Origin of the sequence: Pseudogulbenkiania subflava DSM 22618 (assembly GCF_900177275.1) — a bacterium.
Taxonomy (GTDB): Bacteria; Pseudomonadota; Gammaproteobacteria; order Burkholderiales; family Chromobacteriaceae; genus Pseudogulbenkiania; species Pseudogulbenkiania subflava.
Genome location: NZ_FXAG01000008.1, coordinates 54,979 through 69,304 on the forward strand (window position 1 = coordinate 54,979; position 14,326 = coordinate 69,304).

General features: G+C 65.6%; 15 protein-coding genes. 8 read left to right on the forward strand and 7 right to left on the reverse strand.

Translation table 11 applies throughout. The features are described 5' to 3' along the window. Positions 1 to 133 precede the first annotated feature (133 nt). From B9N72_RS09060 to gpmI, 3 genes are read right to left on the reverse strand one after another with little or no spacing between them, the layout of a single operon-like run. Entirely contained in the window at positions 134 to 1,552 is a 1,419-nt protein-coding gene (locus B9N72_RS09060; protein WP_085276089.1) for a S41 family peptidase, read from the reverse strand. Between the two features lie 33 nt (positions 1,553 to 1,585). Further along, positions 1,586 to 2,899, reverse strand: coding sequence for a murein hydrolase activator EnvC family protein (locus tag B9N72_RS09065; protein WP_085276090.1), 1,314 nt, complete (start codon positions 2,897 to 2,899; stop codon positions 1,586 to 1,588). Next, positions 2,896 to 4,416 (reverse strand): 2,3-bisphosphoglycerate-independent phosphoglycerate mutase, encoded by a 1,521-nt coding sequence (gene gpmI / locus B9N72_RS09070; protein WP_085276091.1) that lies wholly within the window; start codon positions 4,414 to 4,416, stop codon positions 2,896 to 2,898. Before gpmI ends, B9N72_RS09065 begins: the two co-directional genes overlap by 4 nt. Positions 4,417 to 4,518: 102 nt before the next feature. Here gpmI and B9N72_RS09075 point away from each other — a divergent pair, with 102 nt between their 5' ends. Next, on the forward strand, positions 4,519 to 4,815 hold the full coding sequence (locus tag B9N72_RS09075; RefSeq protein ID WP_008954893.1) for an ArsR/SmtB family transcription factor: 297 nt from the start codon (positions 4,519 to 4,521) through the stop codon (positions 4,813 to 4,815). 189 nt (positions 4,816 to 5,004) lie between these two features. Here the strand turns inward: B9N72_RS09075 and B9N72_RS09080 are convergent, their stop codons facing one another. Continuing rightward, a complete protein-coding gene (locus tag B9N72_RS09080; RefSeq protein ID WP_085276092.1) occupies positions 5,005 to 5,463 on the reverse strand; it encodes a DUF4442 domain-containing protein in 459 nt (152 codons plus the stop codon). A 237-nt stretch (positions 5,464 to 5,700) separates the two neighbouring features. After that, entirely contained in the window at positions 5,701 to 7,056 is a 1,356-nt protein-coding gene (xseA, locus tag B9N72_RS09085) for an exodeoxyribonuclease VII large subunit (RefSeq protein ID WP_085276093.1), read from the reverse strand. Positions 7,057 to 7,409: 353 nt separating this feature from the next. Between xseA and B9N72_RS09090 the strand changes: the two genes are divergently transcribed. From B9N72_RS09090 to adk, 6 genes are read left to right on the forward strand one after another with little or no spacing between them, the layout of a single operon-like run. Continuing rightward, positions 7,410 to 8,039: a MotA/TolQ/ExbB proton channel family protein gene (locus B9N72_RS09090; RefSeq protein WP_327078288.1), complete on the forward strand. Its 630-nt coding sequence runs from the start codon at positions 7,410 to 7,412 to the stop codon at positions 8,037 to 8,039. Positions 8,040 to 8,047: 8 nt separating this feature from the next. Further along, the gene (locus B9N72_RS09095; RefSeq protein ID WP_085276095.1) at positions 8,048 to 8,476 is read left to right on the forward strand and encodes an ExbD/TolR family protein; all 429 of its coding nucleotides are present in this window, start codon (positions 8,048 to 8,050) and stop codon (positions 8,474 to 8,476) included. Next, positions 8,473 to 9,483: a tetraacyldisaccharide 4'-kinase gene (gene lpxK / locus B9N72_RS09100; RefSeq protein ID WP_085276096.1), complete on the forward strand. Its 1,011-nt coding sequence runs from the start codon at positions 8,473 to 8,475 to the stop codon at positions 9,481 to 9,483. The genes B9N72_RS09095 and lpxK overlap by 4 nt, the downstream gene beginning before the upstream one ends. Next, positions 9,473 to 9,655 (forward strand): Trm112 family protein, encoded by a 183-nt coding sequence (locus B9N72_RS09105; protein WP_008954899.1) that lies wholly within the window; start codon positions 9,473 to 9,475, stop codon positions 9,653 to 9,655. Before lpxK ends, B9N72_RS09105 begins: the two co-directional genes overlap by 11 nt. Next, positions 9,652 to 10,416 carry a 3-deoxy-manno-octulosonate cytidylyltransferase gene (gene kdsB / locus B9N72_RS09110; RefSeq protein ID WP_085276097.1) on the forward strand — a complete coding sequence of 255 codons (765 nt, stop codon included), beginning with the start codon at positions 9,652 to 9,654 and terminating at the stop codon, positions 10,414 to 10,416. Before B9N72_RS09105 ends, kdsB begins: the two co-directional genes overlap by 4 nt. A 51-nt stretch (positions 10,417 to 10,467) precedes the next feature. Then, positions 10,468 to 11,121 (forward strand): adenylate kinase, encoded by a 654-nt coding sequence (gene adk / locus B9N72_RS09115; RefSeq protein ID WP_085276098.1) that lies wholly within the window; start codon positions 10,468 to 10,470, stop codon positions 11,119 to 11,121. Positions 11,122 to 11,212: 91 nt separating this feature from the next. Here adk and B9N72_RS09120 read toward each other — a convergent pair whose 3' ends face one another. Beyond that, positions 11,213 to 12,733 carry a sensor histidine kinase gene (locus tag B9N72_RS09120; RefSeq protein ID WP_085276099.1) on the reverse strand — a complete coding sequence of 507 codons (1,521 nt, stop codon included), beginning with the start codon at positions 12,731 to 12,733 and terminating at the stop codon, positions 11,213 to 11,215. A 137-nt stretch (positions 12,734 to 12,870) separates the two neighbouring features. Between B9N72_RS09120 and B9N72_RS09125 the strand changes: the two genes are divergently transcribed. Further along, positions 12,871 to 13,359, forward strand: a complete 489-nt coding sequence (locus B9N72_RS09125; RefSeq protein WP_159453033.1) for a ComEA family DNA-binding protein — start codon at positions 12,871 to 12,873, stop codon at positions 13,357 to 13,359. A 63-nt stretch (positions 13,360 to 13,422) separates the two neighbouring features. On the opposite strand, the gene B9N72_RS09130 is transcribed toward B9N72_RS09125, so the two are convergent. Further along, positions 13,423 to 14,325: a DMT family transporter gene (locus tag B9N72_RS09130; RefSeq protein WP_085276101.1), complete on the reverse strand. Its 903-nt coding sequence runs from the start codon at positions 14,323 to 14,325 to the stop codon at positions 13,423 to 13,425. Position 14,326 lies beyond the last annotated feature (1 nt).

A 14,326-nucleotide genomic window follows, 5' to 3' on the forward strand; every position in this document is an offset into this window, starting at 1 on the left:
CAGCGGCAAGGCGGCCGCACGCCCGGCGTCTTCCTGGCGTGGTCGAGGCAGGGGATGGTGCTTGGACGATGCTTCTGCTGGCATGGCAAGGCTCCCTGGCTCAGGACGCCTTGCCCGCGGAGGCTACGCTGTCCTAGCTTCCCTTTTTATTGATCAGTATTTGCTGCACCTTGAGGATATTCAAGGCCTGGCCCAGCTGGTAATCGGCTTTCGGGTTCGGCTCGCGCGACGACGATTCGTCGGGCGCGTCCTTGCCGTTGTCCGGCGTGGGCTGTGCCGGCACGGCCGGTTTGATCGCCGGGCGCTTGAGCACCGGCTTGGCCGGGGCCTTGTCGTCACCGTTGGGGTTGGCCAAGTGGTTTTCCAGGTCGGCCTCGCGCACGCGCAACGTTTGCTGATCGCTGGCGTTGAGCGTGCCGTCTTCCACCACCACGTCAGGTTCGATGCCCTTGGCCTGGATCGAGCGGCCGTTCGGCGTGAAGTAGCGCGCGGTGGTGAGCTTGATGCCACCGGAGTTGCCCAGTGGCAGCACCGACTGCACCGAACCCTTGCCGAAGGTCTGGGTGCCGACCACGACGGCGCGCTTGTGATCCTGCAGCGCGCCGGCGACGATTTCCGAAGCCGAGGCCGAACCGCCGTTGACCAGCACCACCATCGGGATGTTCTTGATGCCGGCCGGCAGCTTGGCCAGCGGGTCGGCACCGCCGCGGGCGTAGTTCTGTACCTTGGCGGTCAGGTGCATCTTGGAGTCTTCGGCGCGGCCTTCGGTGTACACCACCAGGGCATCCTTGGGCAGGAAGGCGGCGGAGACGCCGACGGCGCCGTTGAGCAGGCCGCCCGGGTCGTCGCGCAGGTCGAGGATCACCCCCTTGAGCGGGGTCTTGTTGTCTTTGTACAGCGTCTGCAGGGCCTGGGCCAGGTTTTCCACCGTGTGTTCCTGGAACTGGGTGACGCGTACGTAGCCGTAATCCTGCTCCAGCAACTTGAATTTCACGCTCTTGGTCTTGATCACGGCGCGCACCAGGGTGATCACGCGCGGCTTGGCCTCGCTTTTGCGGGCGATGGTCAGGGTGACCTTGGTGCCGGGCTTGCCGCGCATGCGCTTGACGGCGTCGTTGAGGCTCAGGCCGCGCACCGGGGTGTCGTCGATCTTGATGATGAGGTCGCCGCTCTTGACGCCGGCCTTCTGCGCCGGGGTGTCCTCGATCGGGGCGACGACCTTGACCAGGCCGTCTTCTGCACCGATCTCGATGCCGAGGCCGCCGAATTCGCCCTGAGTGCCTTCGCGCATTTCCTTGAAGGCCTCGGGGTCCATGTAGTCGGAGTGCGGATCGAGGCCGGTCAGCATGCCCTTGATCGCCTCGTTGATCAGCTTCTTGTCTTCTACCGGCTCGACGTAGTCCTGCTTGATGCGGCCGAAGACTTCGGCGAAGGTGCGCAACTCGTTGAGCGGCAGCGGCGAGCTGGCTTCCTTGTCGGCGAACGCCTGCAGGCTCAGGGTCAAGGCGCCGCCTGCCAGTGCCCCGGCGGTGAGCAGGGCCAGTTTCTTCATGCGTGGACTCGTCATAGTGTCTGTGTATTCCCGTTAAGGTGCCCAGCTTTGCGGGTTGACCGGGCGACCCATGTAGCGGATTTCAAAGTACAGCCCCGCCTCGCCGCTGTCCAGTGTGCCGGTGCTGCCGAGCTGCTCGCCGGCCTTCACGCGTTCGCCGCTGCTGCGGCTCATGGCGGACAGCCCGGTGTAGACGGTGAGGTAGTTGCCGCCGTGGTCGACGATCACGGCGTTGCCGAAGCCGCGCAGCGAGTCGGCGTAGACCACCTGGCCGTCGGCGACGACACGCACCGGCTGGCCCGGCGAGGCGCTGATGAACAGCCCCTTCCAGGTGGTGCCTTCGGCGCGCCGGGTGCCGAAGCGACCGGCGATGCTGCCGGAGACCGGCAGGCGCATGCGGCCCTGCAGGCTCTTGAAGGCCTTGCCGGCGCTGCTGGTGTCGGCTATCCCTTCGACCGCCGGTTCCGGCTCCGGTTTCACCGGCTTGGCCGCTTCCTTGGGCGCCGGCTTGCCGTGGCGTCGTGCTTCGGCGGCAAGCTGGCGCTGCCGTTCGGCCGCCTTGCGGGCTTTTTCTTGCTGCGCCTGGCGGGCTTCGGCCAACTTGCGGGCTTCTTCGCGGCGGCGGCGTTCGATTTCGCGGTTGATCTGCTCGATCAGGCTGCTCAGGCGCTGCTGGTCTTCCTGCAGCTTGACCAGCTTGCCCTGGCGCTCGCGGATTTCGCTGGCCAGTGCCGCCAGTTTCTGCTGGTGCGCCTCGCGGTTTTGCTCGATGCGGCCCTTTTCCTGTGCTTTCTGGCTCGACAGGCTGTTGATGCGGGTCAGCTCCTGCTCCAGCTGGAACGACATCGCTTCCAGGTCGCCCTGCCGGGCGATCAGGTCGCCGACCAACTGCTGCTGGGCGCGGGCGATATAGGTGTAGTAGGTGAGGTCGCGCGAGGTCTGGTTGGGGTCGCCGGCGTTGAGCATCAGGCGCATGGCGTCGTGGCGGCTGGCCTGGTACTGGCGGCTCAGCACGTGGGCCACCCGTTTGCGCGCGCCTTTGAGCTGGTTCTGCGACGCTTCGATCTGGGCGTGCAGTTCGGCCAGTTGCTGCGCCGAGCTGCTTTGCTTCTGTTCCAGCGTGGCCAGCGACTTGCTGGTCTGCTGCAGCGCCTGTTCGCTGGCCTGGATGGCGCTCTGCGCCTCCTGCTTCACCGCCTGTTTCTGGGCGATGTCCTTCTTGAGGCTGTCGATTTCCTGGCGGACCTGCTGCAGGTCCTGCTGGTGCGGGGCGACGGACAGGGGCGCGGCGGCAGGGGCCGCCAGCGCGGCCCCTGCCAGCAGGGAGAGCAACAGGAATGGCTTCACTGGAGGTCGATCAGCGATTCGCCGCTCATTTCGGCGGGTTTGTCCAGGCCCATCATCGCCAGCAGCGACGGTGCGATGTCCTTCAGCGCGCCGCCGGCGCGGATGCGGGCGGGGCGGCCGATGTAGAGGAAGGGCACCGGGTTGGTGGTGTGCTGGGTATGCGGCTGGTCGTGCATGTTGTCGAACATGCTCTCGCAGTTGCCGTGGTCGGCGGTGATCAAGACTTCGCCGCCGGCCGCGCGCATCGCCTCGACGCAGCGCGCCATGCAGACGTCCAGCGCCTCCACCGCCTTGACCGCGGCAGCGAAGTTGCCGGTGTGGCCGACCATGTCGCAATTGGCGTAGTTGCAGATGATGGCGTGGTACTGGCCGGAGCGGATCGCTTCGACGATCTTGTCGGTGACTTCCGGTGCGTTCATTTCCGGCTGCAGGTCGTAGGTGGCGACCTTGGGCGAGGGCACCAGGATGCGGTCTTCACCGGGGTAGACCTGTTCTTCGCCGCCGTTGAAGAAGTAGGTGACGTGCGGGTACTTCTCGGTCTCGGCGATGCGCAGCTGCTTCAGCCCGAGGCCGGCCAGGTACTCGCCCAGGCCGTTGCGGATCTTCTGCGGGGCGTAGGCCACCGGGTTGGTATAGGCCTCGCCGTAGGAGGTCAGCGTGGCGAAGTAGCCGAGCTTGGGCTGGCGTGCGGCAAAGCCGTCGAAGGCTGGATCCGTCAGCGCGGTGGTGAGCTGGCGGGCACGGTCGGCGCGGTAGTTCATGAACAGCACCACGTCGCCGTCCTGCATCGCGGTTTTTTCGCCGATGGCGGTGGCGGCGACGAACTCGTCGTTCTCGTTGCGGGCGTAGGCGGCGGCCAGCGCGGAGAGGCCGCTGTCGGCGTGGTGCAGGCCTTCGCCTTCGACCAGCAGGCGGTAGGCCGGCTCGACGCGCTCCCAGCGCTTGTCGCGGTCCATCGCCCAGTAGCGGCCGGTCACCGACACCAGGCGCGCGCCGGGGCATTCCGCCAGTACGGCGTCGAGGCGCTTGAGGTAGGTTTCGGCGCTACGCGGCGGGGTGTCGCGGCCGTCGAGGAAGGCGTGCACGTAGATGTGTGCCACGCCGGCGGCGTGGGCGGCGCGAATCAGGGCGTGGATATGGTTCTCGTGGGCGTGCACGCCGCCGTCGGAAAGCAGGCCCAGCACGTGCAGCGCGCTGCCCTTGGCATGGGTGAAGGCGTCGGTCAGCACCGGGTTGCTGGCAAAGCGGTCATCCTCGATGTCGCAGTCGATGCGGCTGATGTCCTGCTGCACCACGCGGCCGGCGCCGATGTTCAGGTGGCCGACCTCGGAGTTGCCGAACTGGCCGCCGGGCAGGCCGACGAAGCCTTCGGAGGCGTCGATGGTGCCGTAGGCGTACTGCTGGCGCAGGGCGTCCCAGGCCGGGGTGTGGGCGTGCAGGATGGCGTTGTCGTCGCCGTCCAGGCGATGGCCGAAGCCGTCCATGATCAGGAGGAGTACCGGTTTGAGTGCGTTCATGTGGGCGCGCGATCCAGAATATTAGGGATTCTTGATGGGGTTTGAACAGCTTGGGTAGTATTGTAACGCAATCAGACTGATAACAGATTCACGGAGACTCCCTTGCTGTTCAACGACAACCAGATCGAACAGACCTCGCGCGCAATGAAGGCCATGTCGCATCCGCTACGCCTCAAGATCATCGCGGTGCTGGGTGACGGCGAAATCAGCGTGCAGGACATTGTCGACCGGGTCGGCACCTCGCAGAGCAATATCTCGCAGCACCTGGCCATCATGCGCGACAAGGGGGTGCTGCGCACGCGCAAGGACGCCAACCGGGTGTACTACCGTGTCGGCGACCTGCGCACGCTGGAGGTACTGAGCCGGATGCGCGAGGTGTTCGGCGGCTTCGGCGACTGAGGCTCGCAGCCCCCACGGCTGATTCTCCGGCCCCGGCGTCGGTCTTATCTCTAGCCTAGCGAGGCGCTCTTGCCGGGTAAGGGGGCGGCGATTGGGAATCGATGGGCAGGCGGTGGAATCAAACCCCTGGGGGCGAGACCGGGGCCTGTAGCAACGTATCAGAGTGCTTTAGTTTGCAGCCCGAGACTGTCAGCGACGGTCTTTTTTGCGTCTGACGTACAGCGTCTTGTGCACCTTGGCCACCACGTCTCCGCCGTGGTCGACGACGTCCACCGTCAGTTCGGGCAGGTATTTCTCGCCGCCGGCGGTGTGATGGCGGATTTCGGCCAGTTGGACCTCGTCCAGGCGGAAGCGTGCGCTGACCCGCCCGCGCCCCGGCTTGAGGTAGTCGATGCGGCCGGCACGGTCCCACACGTAGTAATCGCGCCCGAGGCAGTTCATCAGCATCAGCATGAAGAACGGGTCGGTCATGGCGTACAGGCTGCCGCCGAAGTGCACGCCGACGTAGTTGCGGTTGGTGAGCCCGAGGCGCAGGCTGACGTCGACTTCGCGCCAGTCGGGCGCGATGCGGCTGACGCGGATGCCGGCGCCGAGAAACGGTGGCCAAAGATTAATGATGGCCTTGACCAGGCGGGGAGAGGCTTTCATGGCGATCTCAAACAATTGTTTGAATTAACGCATGCTCTCCCTTCCGCTTTCCCCTTGTCAAGCTCAGAAACTGCTCAGGATCTGTCGCGAGCGGCCCTCAGCGGGGTGAAGAGCAGCACAGAAACCGGAATGTACTGGAGTACATGAGGATTTCTGATCGCTGAGCGAATCAATAGATTCGCACGTAGTGCATATGAGCCCCGATCAGGGACGCGTAGCAAGATCATGAATAGTTTCTCAGAACGGCAGCTCCGGCTGGGCTCCTGCCGGATGTTCGATGATGGCCTCGGTACGGCCTTCGGCCAACTGCAGCGTCACGCGCTCGCGGTTGAGCAGCTCCAGCGGCGAACGCACGGCGCGTCCGTCGGCCTTCTGCACGATGGCGTAGCCGCGCTGCAGCACCGCCTGCGGATTCATCGCCTCCAGCGTGCCGGCCAGACGCACCAGCGTCAGGCGGCGCCGGTTGAGCCCGTTGTCGCCGGCGCGGTGCAGCGCCTCGCTCAGCCGGTCGAGCCGCTGCACGTGCTGCGCCAGGTCCGGGCGGTGGCGGCCGAGCCGGCTCTCGGCCAGCTGCAGGCGCCAGCGGCGCTGCTCGAACAGCCCCTGCAATTGCCGGCGCAGGCGTTCTTCGGCCAACCGCAGCGTCTCGCGCTGACGCCGCAGGTGTTCGCCGGGGTGCTTGAGCCGGCGCGACAGGAAGTCGAGCCGCTGGGCCTTGTCGGTCAGCAGCCGGCCCAGTGCGCGCGCCAGATGGCGCCGCGCCAGTTCGACCTGGCCCTGCAGGTGCTCGCGGCTGGGCGACACCAGTTCGGCGGCGGCGGTCGGCGTCGGCGCACGGCGGTCGGCGACGAAATCGCAGATGGTGAAGTCGGTCTCGTGGCCGACGCCGCTGACCACCGGAATCGGGCAGGCGGCGACGGCGCGCGCCACCACCTCCTCGTTGAACGACCACAGGTCCTCGATGCTGCCGCCGCCGCGACAGACGATCAGCACCTCGACCTCGCGTCGCTCACCGGCCCGCTGGATGGCGGCGGCCAGCTGTTCGGCCGAGCCCTGGCCCTGCACCTGCGCCGGGTAGAGGATGACCGGGATGCTCGGCATGCGCCGGCGCAGCGTGGTGACCACGTCGCGCAGCGCGGCGGCGGCCGGCGAGGTGACGATGCCGATGGCGGCCGGATGCGCCGGGATCGGCCGCTTGCGCGCGGCGTCGAACAGCCCTTCCGCCGTCAGCTTCTGCTTCAGCTTCTCGTAGGCCTCGAACAACCGGCCCAGCCCGGCCGAGCGCATGCTGTCGACGTTGATCTGGTACTCGCCGCGCGCCTCGTACAGTGTCACCAGCCCCTTCAGCTCGACCTGCATGCCCTCGCCGGGGCGAAAGCCCAGGCCGGCCAGTTTGTGGCGGAACATCACGCAACGGATCTGCGCGCTGCCGTCCTTCAACAGGAAATAGGCGTGGCCCGAGGCGGCCAGCGTCAGATTGGAAATCTCGCCGCCGATCCACAGCGCCGGCAGGCCGCTTTCCAGCAGGTCGCGTGCCATGCGGTTGAGTGCGGAGACGCTGATGACGTCGTTATGGGTTTGATCGAAAATCATGGTTGTCAAGTCATCCACAGCAAAAAAAGTCCCGTGCCGGGGAGCGGGGAAAACGGGCCGCGCAAGTGGCGCCGGAGCGCGGGTTGCGGGATGTTTTCAATGTAATCAATGGGTTAGCGGTTTTGCTCAATGCGTGGGCGAGAGCGGGGGGAGCCTTGTCTGGCAACCGTTCCGGCCGCTTTTCCCGGGCTTGTCCACAATTTTATCCACAGCTTTTGTGGATGATCGGGAAATCCCCTTATAAATTCATGGTTTAGCCGATTCTCTTGGAACCGCATGGCAACTGCTGCCGAGCGGTTGCCGAACCCCGGGCAAACCGGCTACAGTCTACCGTTTGTGATACGTCTTGGAGAATGCCTGTGGGGTCCATCATCGAAGCGGCAGGCTGGCCCATCTGGGCCATTATCGTCGCCTCTGTCATCTCGCTGACCATCATTTTCGAGCGTTTTTTCAGCTTGCGTCAGTCGCTGGTGGCGCCGCAGGGACTGCTGGGGCAGGCCTTGCAGGAGTATCGTCGCGCCGGCGCGACGCAGGAGTTGCTGCAGTTGCTGAGCCAGCATTCGCCGCTGGGGCGGCTGTTCGCCGCCGGGCTGCGCAACGCCGATGCCAGCCGTGAGGTCATGAAAGAGTCGATCGAGGACGAGGGCCGCCTGGTGGCGCACCAACTGGAACGCTACCTCACCACGCTCGGCACCATCGCCGCCATGGCGCCGCTGCTGGGGCTGCTGGGCACGGTGATCGGCATGATCGAGATCTTCGGTTCGCAGGCGCCGTCCGGCACCAATCCCACCGAACTGGCGCACGGCATTTCCGTGGCACTCTACAACACCGCGTTCGGCCTGATCGTAGCGATCCCCAGCATGATGTTCTACCGCCATTTCCGCGCCCAGGTCGACGCCCTGCTGGTCGACATGGAATCGCAGGCGGTGAAACTGGTGGAAGTGCTGCACGGCGAGCGCAAGAACGGCAACGGCAACCACTGAGGCGCGGCATGAACTTTCAACGTGGCCGGCACCGGGAAGAACCGGAAATCAACTTCATCCCTCTGATCGACCTGCTGCTGGTGATCCTGATCTTCCTGATGGTCACCACCACCTATTCGCGCTATTCCGAGCTGAAGATCAACCTGCCGGCAGCGCAGGGCACGGCGCAGGCGGAAAAGAGCAACGAGATCGACGTGGCGGTGTCACCCGCCGGCGAGATGATGGTGGGCGAGGTCAAGCTGCCGGCCGGTGATCGTGACGGCCTGGTGGCGCGCCTGAAGGACCTGGCCGCCGGCAAGCACGGCGCGGTGGTGGTGATCAACGCTGATGCCAAGGCCAGCCACCAGTCGGTGGTGGGGGTGATGGAGGCGGCGCGGCTGGCCGGGCTGACCCAACTGACCTTCGCCACGCAACTCCCTTCCGACGCTCGGCCGTGAAGGCGATCGAGCGCCACTGGTACCATCCCCGCGCCTGGCTGACCGTGCTGCTCGCCCCGCTGGAGGGGCTGTTCGCCGCCGTGTCGGCGCTGCGCCGTACCCTCTACCGCCGCGGCGTGTTCCGCTGCGAGCGTCTGTCCGTCCCGGTCGTCGTGATCGGCAACATCAACGTCGGCGGGGTGGGCAAGACGCCGCTAACGCTGGCGCTGATCGAGGCGTTCCGGGCGCGTGGCGTAGCAGTCGGGGTGATCAGCCGTGGCTATGGTGGCCAGCACGAGGCTCCAACCGAAGTCGGGCCCCTCTCCACGGCGGCCGAGGTCGGCGATGAGCCGCTGCTGATGGCGGCCGGGGGCGCCCCGGTGGTGGTCGGGCGCGACCGTGTCGCCGCCGGGCGCCTGTTGCTCGAACGCCATCCCGAGGTGCAACTGATTCTCAGCGACGACGGCCTGCAGCATTACCGGCTGGGGCGCGATCTGGAGCTGGTAGTGCTGGATGGCGCGCGCGGCATCGGCAACGGACGCCTGCTGCCCAACGGGCCACTGCGCGAGGCGGCCGGCCGGCTGCGTTCGGTCGACGCCGTGGTGGTCAACAGCCCTTTGGCCGACGGCGCGCGCTGGCTGCCCGCCGCGGTACCGCGCTTTGCCATGACGCTCGAGCCGGGCGCCTTCGTCTCGCTTGCCGAGCCGGGGCGGACGCGCCGCGCCGCCGATTTCGCCGGCGAACGGCTGGTGGCGCTCGCCGGCATCGGCCATCCCGAACGCTTTTTCCGCACCCTGGAGCAACTGGGCCTCGATCCCGGCCGGCGGCTCGCTTTTCCCGACCACCACGTTTTCCAGCCGCAGGACATTCCGGACGATGCCGACGCCGTACTGGTGACGGCCAAGGACGCCGTCAAGTTGCACTGCGTCAATCGTGCTAGACTATGGGTCCTGCCGGTCCGGGCGCGGCTCGCCCCGGACCTTGCCGACTGGATTCTTGCCCGATTGAAGATACGACATGGACGCTAAATTTCTCGACATCCTGGTGTGCCCGCTGTGCAAGGGCCCGCTGGTGTACCGCAAGGCCGAACAGGAGCTGGTGTGCAAGGGCGACCGGCTGGCGTTTCCCATCCGCGACGGCATCCCTATGATGCTGGAGAGCGAGGCGCGCGAGCTGCCGGCCGAGGAAGAGGTGGAATGAACCGCGGCTTCACCGTGGTGGTGCCGGCGCGCATGGCGTCGAGCCGGCTGCCCGGCAAGCCGCTGGCTGACATCGCCGGCAAGCCGATGGTGGTGCGGGTGGCCGAGCAGGCCGCCAGGTCGGCCGCACGCGCGGTGATCGTCGCCACCGATCATCCCGACATCGTCACGGCGTGCGCCGCTCACGGCGTGAGCGCAGTGATGACGCGCGACGACCATGCCAGCGGCACCGACCGCCTGGCCGAGGTGGTGGCCACGCTGGGCCTCGCGGACGACGAGATCATCGTCAACGTGCAGGGCGACGAACCGCTGATCGACCCGGCGCTGATCGACCGCCTGGCCGCGCTGATGGCGGATTCCGGCGTGCCGATGGCGACGCTGGCGCACCCCATCCACCGTGCCGCCGACGTGTTTAATCCCAACGTCGTGAAAGTGGTGCTTGACCGGACCGGCCGCGCTCTTTATTTTAGTCGGGCACCCATCCCCTATGCCCGAGATGCGTTCGCCCAGGATGTGAACGTTTTGCCGCCCGAGCTACCGGTTCTGCGGCACATCGGCATGTACGCCTACCAGGCGGGTTTTCTCTCTACCTACACTTCGCTGACGCCCGCGCCGCTGGAAACCTTCGAGGCGCTGGAGCAGTTGCGCGTGCTGTGGCACGGCTACCCCATCATGGTGGCCACCGTCGCCGACGCGCCGCCAGCCGGAGTCGATACGCCAGATGATCTAGAGCGGGTGCGCGCGCTGTTCGCCGCCGCTTGAAAAACGATTAGCACAAAAGACGAAACGCAAACTTTGACGGGAGAGTAATTCATGAGACTGATTCTGTTGGGCGCTCCGGGCGCCGGCAAGGGTACCCAGGCCAACTACATCAAGGAGAAGTTCGGCATTCCGCAAATCTCCACCGGCGACATGCTGCGCGCCGCGGTGAAGGCGGGTACTCCGCTGGGCCTGGAAGCCAAGAAGATCATGGACGAGGGCGGCCTCGTGCGTGACGACATCATCATCGGTCTCGTCAAGGAGCGCATCGCCGAAGCCGACTGCGCCAACGGTTTCCTGTTCGACGGCTTCCCGCGCACCATTCCGCAGGCCGAAGCGATGAAGGAAGCCGGTGTCACCATCGACTACGTGGTGGAAATCGACGTGCCGGACGCGCTGATCGTCGACCGCATGTCCGGCCGCCGCGTGCACGTGGCTTCCGGCCGCACCTACCACGTCAAGTACAACCCGCCGAAAGTGGAAGGCCGCGACGACGCGACCGGCGAGGAACTGATCCAGCGCGACGACGACAAGGAAGAAACCGTGCTCAAGCGTCTGGCGGTATACCACGAGCAGACCGAAGTGCTGGTGGGCTACTACTCGCAACAGGCCGCTGCTGGCGACGCCACGGCGCCGAAATACGTCAAGATCGACGGCACCCAGGCGGTAGAAGCGGTACGCGACCAGGTGTTCGCCGCGCTGGGGTGATCGTAGCGGCAAGGCAATGAAAAAGGACGGTCAGGCCGTCCTTTTTTTGCGTCTGGGGGCTGCCGCGCCATGCCCTCCAGTCCTGCCCGGCTCAGAAAGGCGCCTGGCAGGGGATGTCCAGGGTGAAGACCGAACCCTGGCCCGGCCGGCTTGCCACCGTCAGGGTGCCGCCCAGCGGCTGGCGTGCCTTGCTGTTGGCGAGGTAGAGCCCGAGTCCGCGGTGTTCCTGTCCGCCGCGGGTGGTGAAAAACGGCTCGAACACCCGGTCCCGGTTTTCCGGTGCGATGCCGCAACCGCTGTCGCTGACGCTGATGCGGACGTGCCGTGCGCCTCGCAAGGCGCTCTCCAGCCTGATCCGGCCGCGCTGTCCCGGTTGGAAGGCGTGTAGCGTAGCATTCTCCAGCAACTGGCTCACTACCTGGAACAGTGCCCCCGGATAGCTGTCCATCAGCACGTCGAGCTCGCCGTGCAGCTCGATGTCCAGGTTGGCGCTCTCGGGCTGTGGCTTCAGGTTGCGGACGATTTCTTCCAGGTAGGCCGTCAGCGGGAATTGGCGCCGCGTCTCGCCGGTCTGGTCCTGTGCGATCTGGCGGAAGCTGTGTACCAGGTCCGCCGCGCGTTCCGCACTGGAGAGCAGCAACTGGCAGCTCTCTTCGGTATGCGCCAGATAGTCCAGGAATTCGCTCTTCTTGATGGTCCCGGCGTTAAGACTTTCCGTCAGGTAATGGGTGGTGTTGGCGAGGCTGGAGGCGGTGCTCAGCGTCACGCCGATCGGGGTGTTGATTTCATGGGCGACGTCGGCCCCAAGCCGACCCAGCGTGGCCAGGTTCTCGCTTTCCTCCAGGGTCTGTTGTGCCAGCTCAAGCTGCTGAAAGGCCTGTTGGGCGCGCTGCTTCTCTTCCTGTGCTCGGGCATCGGCACGCTGCAGGGTGGCGAGGTCGAGGCGCCGTTGCTCGCCGAGGCGCCGCGCGCTGTCGAGCAGGGGGGCGAACTCCTGGCTGATGGCGCCGGTGTTGTCTGCGGCGGGTTCTGGCGCGCTCTGGTCTAGCGCCTTCTCCAGCTGTTGTCTCAGCTGGCCCAACGGTTGCCGCAGGTGGCGCTGCAGGGCGTAGCGCAGCAGAAGCCACAGCCCCCCGTCCAGCAGCAGCACCTGCAGCAGTAGGTCGAGGCGGCGTTGCTGCTCCTTGAGCCGGAGTGATTCGCGGCTCAGGTAGACCGTGGCCTGAGCGAGCTGTTCCTGCTTCAGGTAGGTGATGGCAACGCTGAGCCGGTCGTCCGCCTCCGGTTGGTCGGCCGGCGTCATGTCGCGCACGGCGCGCCCATCGCGGATACGGCCGAGATTGAGTCCGGCATCCCCCTGGATGCGGATAGCCTCCACCGCTGACCAGGCCAACTCGGCGTCGAGCAACTGCCGCAGGTAGGGTTCGTCGAGCTGCCAGACGCCATGAGGCAAGGTGAGCTCCAGCCGATGGGTCAGCGACTTGCTGAGCGCCATGTACTCGCTTTGATCCTCTCGCCGGCTGTAATCGTTACAGACGACGCCCAGTCCCGTGAGCAGCAGGGTGGCGCCGCCGAGCAGCCAGATCACCAGTTTTCCCGTGAACGTACGCATAGCCCCTTTCTGCACTAGCCGTGTCTTTTATCCTATATGTTGACCATGTAAAAGCAAAAAACACAAATCGGGTAAATGTCATGGGCTATTTTTAAAATAAGGTTGTATCGGGAGGACATCCCATGAGGAAAAGGACTTTGCTGGCCGGCCTGATTGCCTTGATGCTCGGGCCCTGGGCCTGGTCGCTGGAGTTGAACATAGCGACGAGGTCCGATCTGATCGCCATCGGTGTCAGCCCCGAACTTGCCGAGCGGGTAGTGAGCTATCGTGAGACACATGGTGATTTTCTAAGCAGCGGCGATGTGCTGAAGGTGGAGGGCATGACCCAAGGGCAGTTGAACCAGCTGCGCTCCTCGCTGACGATCGATGGTCAGCGAGTGACGACGCCTTCGGGTACCGCCCCGGCGATTCCGGGCGTCTCCCCGGCGGTACCGGCGCACAAGGTGACGCTGGTGTCGGCCCGTCACCACACAACAAGAGGACTCCACCGCCACAGTGGGCGGGTGGGGCGTCATCATGTGCTAGCTGACGACGAGAGCGCTGAGCACGGTCGCGGCCATGGGCGTGGAGGCGGCCATGGCCATGGTGGTGGCGATGGGCATGGCGGAGGCCATGGCAAGGATTAACCGGTACTAAGAAGGCAGTGTGGAGGAGTCAGGCAAGGCGGGAGCTTCCCGCCTTTGCCTTTTCTAGCTGGCGTGCGCGGCGGCGGCGTTTCTCGTCGGCAGCTTTTGCAGCAACAGGCCGGAGAGGATCAGGCCGAGTCCGACCAGGGTGGAGCCGAGAATCGGTTCGCCGATGATCAGCCAGATCAGCACCAGTGACAGCAGCGGCGACAGAAAGATCAGGTTGGCGATCTTCGCTGTGCTGCTGGTCAGTTTCATCGCCGTGAGCCACATGACGAAGGTGAAGCCCATCTCGAGCGCGCCGACGTAGGCGGCACCCGCGATACCCTGCCAGGCCACCGGGCGCAGTTCACCGCTGAGCGCGCACCAGATCACGATGAGAGGCAAGGCGAGCAGGAAGTTGAGGGTGAGTCCCAACACCGGTTCACGCTGGTCGCGCGTGTTGAAGATCCAGTAGGCGGCCCACAGCAGCGTGGAGAGCAGGGCGCAGCCGACCCCGGCCAGATTGGAAAAATGCAGCGCCAGCAGCTCGCCGCGCGTGCCGATCACCAGCACCCCGAGGTAGCAGATCAGCGCCGCCAGCGCATCACGTCCTTTCAGCGGCTGTTTCAACAGCGGCACCGCCAGCAGCGTCATGGTCAGCGCCCAGGTGTAGTTGATCGCCTGGGCTTCCTGCGCCGGCAGCAGGGAATAGGCCTGGAACAGGATCAGGTAGTAGAGGAAGGGATTGATCGCGCCTAGGATCAGCGAGCGCCGCCAATGTTGGCCGAAGACCGTTATCAATTCGCCGAGGCGCCCTTGGGACAACAGGATGAGCAGCAGCGACAGCAGCGAGAACACGGTGCTGTAGAGCACCAGCTGCGCCGGGCTGAGGTGCGCCAGACTGATCTTGAAGGCGGTGGCCACGGTCGACCACGCCAGCACGGCGGACAGGCCGTAAGCGTAGGCTTGCTTTTGGCGACTCAAA

Coding starts and splice junctions, on each gene's coding strand:
- adk (WP_085276098.1), top strand. CDS start 10,468: ATGAGACTGATTCTGTTGGGCGCTCCGGGCGCCGGCAAGGGTACCCAG.
- B9N72_RS09120 (WP_085276099.1), bottom strand. CDS start 12,733: ATGCGTACGTTCACGGGAAAACTGGTGATCTGGCTGCTCGGCGGCGCC.
- B9N72_RS09090 (WP_327078288.1), top strand. CDS start 7,410: ATGCCTGTGGGGTCCATCATCGAAGCGGCAGGCTGGCCCATCTGGGCC.
- B9N72_RS09095 (WP_085276095.1), top strand. CDS start 8,048: ATGAACTTTCAACGTGGCCGGCACCGGGAAGAACCGGAAATCAACTTC.
- kdsB (WP_085276097.1), top strand. CDS start 9,652: ATGAACCGCGGCTTCACCGTGGTGGTGCCGGCGCGCATGGCGTCGAGC.
- xseA (WP_085276093.1), bottom strand. CDS start 7,056: ATGATTTTCGATCAAACCCATAACGACGTCATCAGCGTCTCCGCACTC.
- B9N72_RS09060 (WP_085276089.1), bottom strand. CDS start 1,552: ATGAAGAAACTGGCCCTGCTCACCGCCGGGGCACTGGCAGGCGGCGCC.
- B9N72_RS09105 (WP_008954899.1), top strand. CDS start 9,473: ATGGACGCTAAATTTCTCGACATCCTGGTGTGCCCGCTGTGCAAGGGC.
- gpmI (WP_085276091.1), bottom strand. CDS start 4,416: ATGAACGCACTCAAACCGGTACTCCTCCTGATCATGGACGGCTTCGGC.
- B9N72_RS09080 (WP_085276092.1), bottom strand. CDS start 5,463: ATGAAAGCCTCTCCCCGCCTGGTCAAGGCCATCATTAATCTTTGGCCA.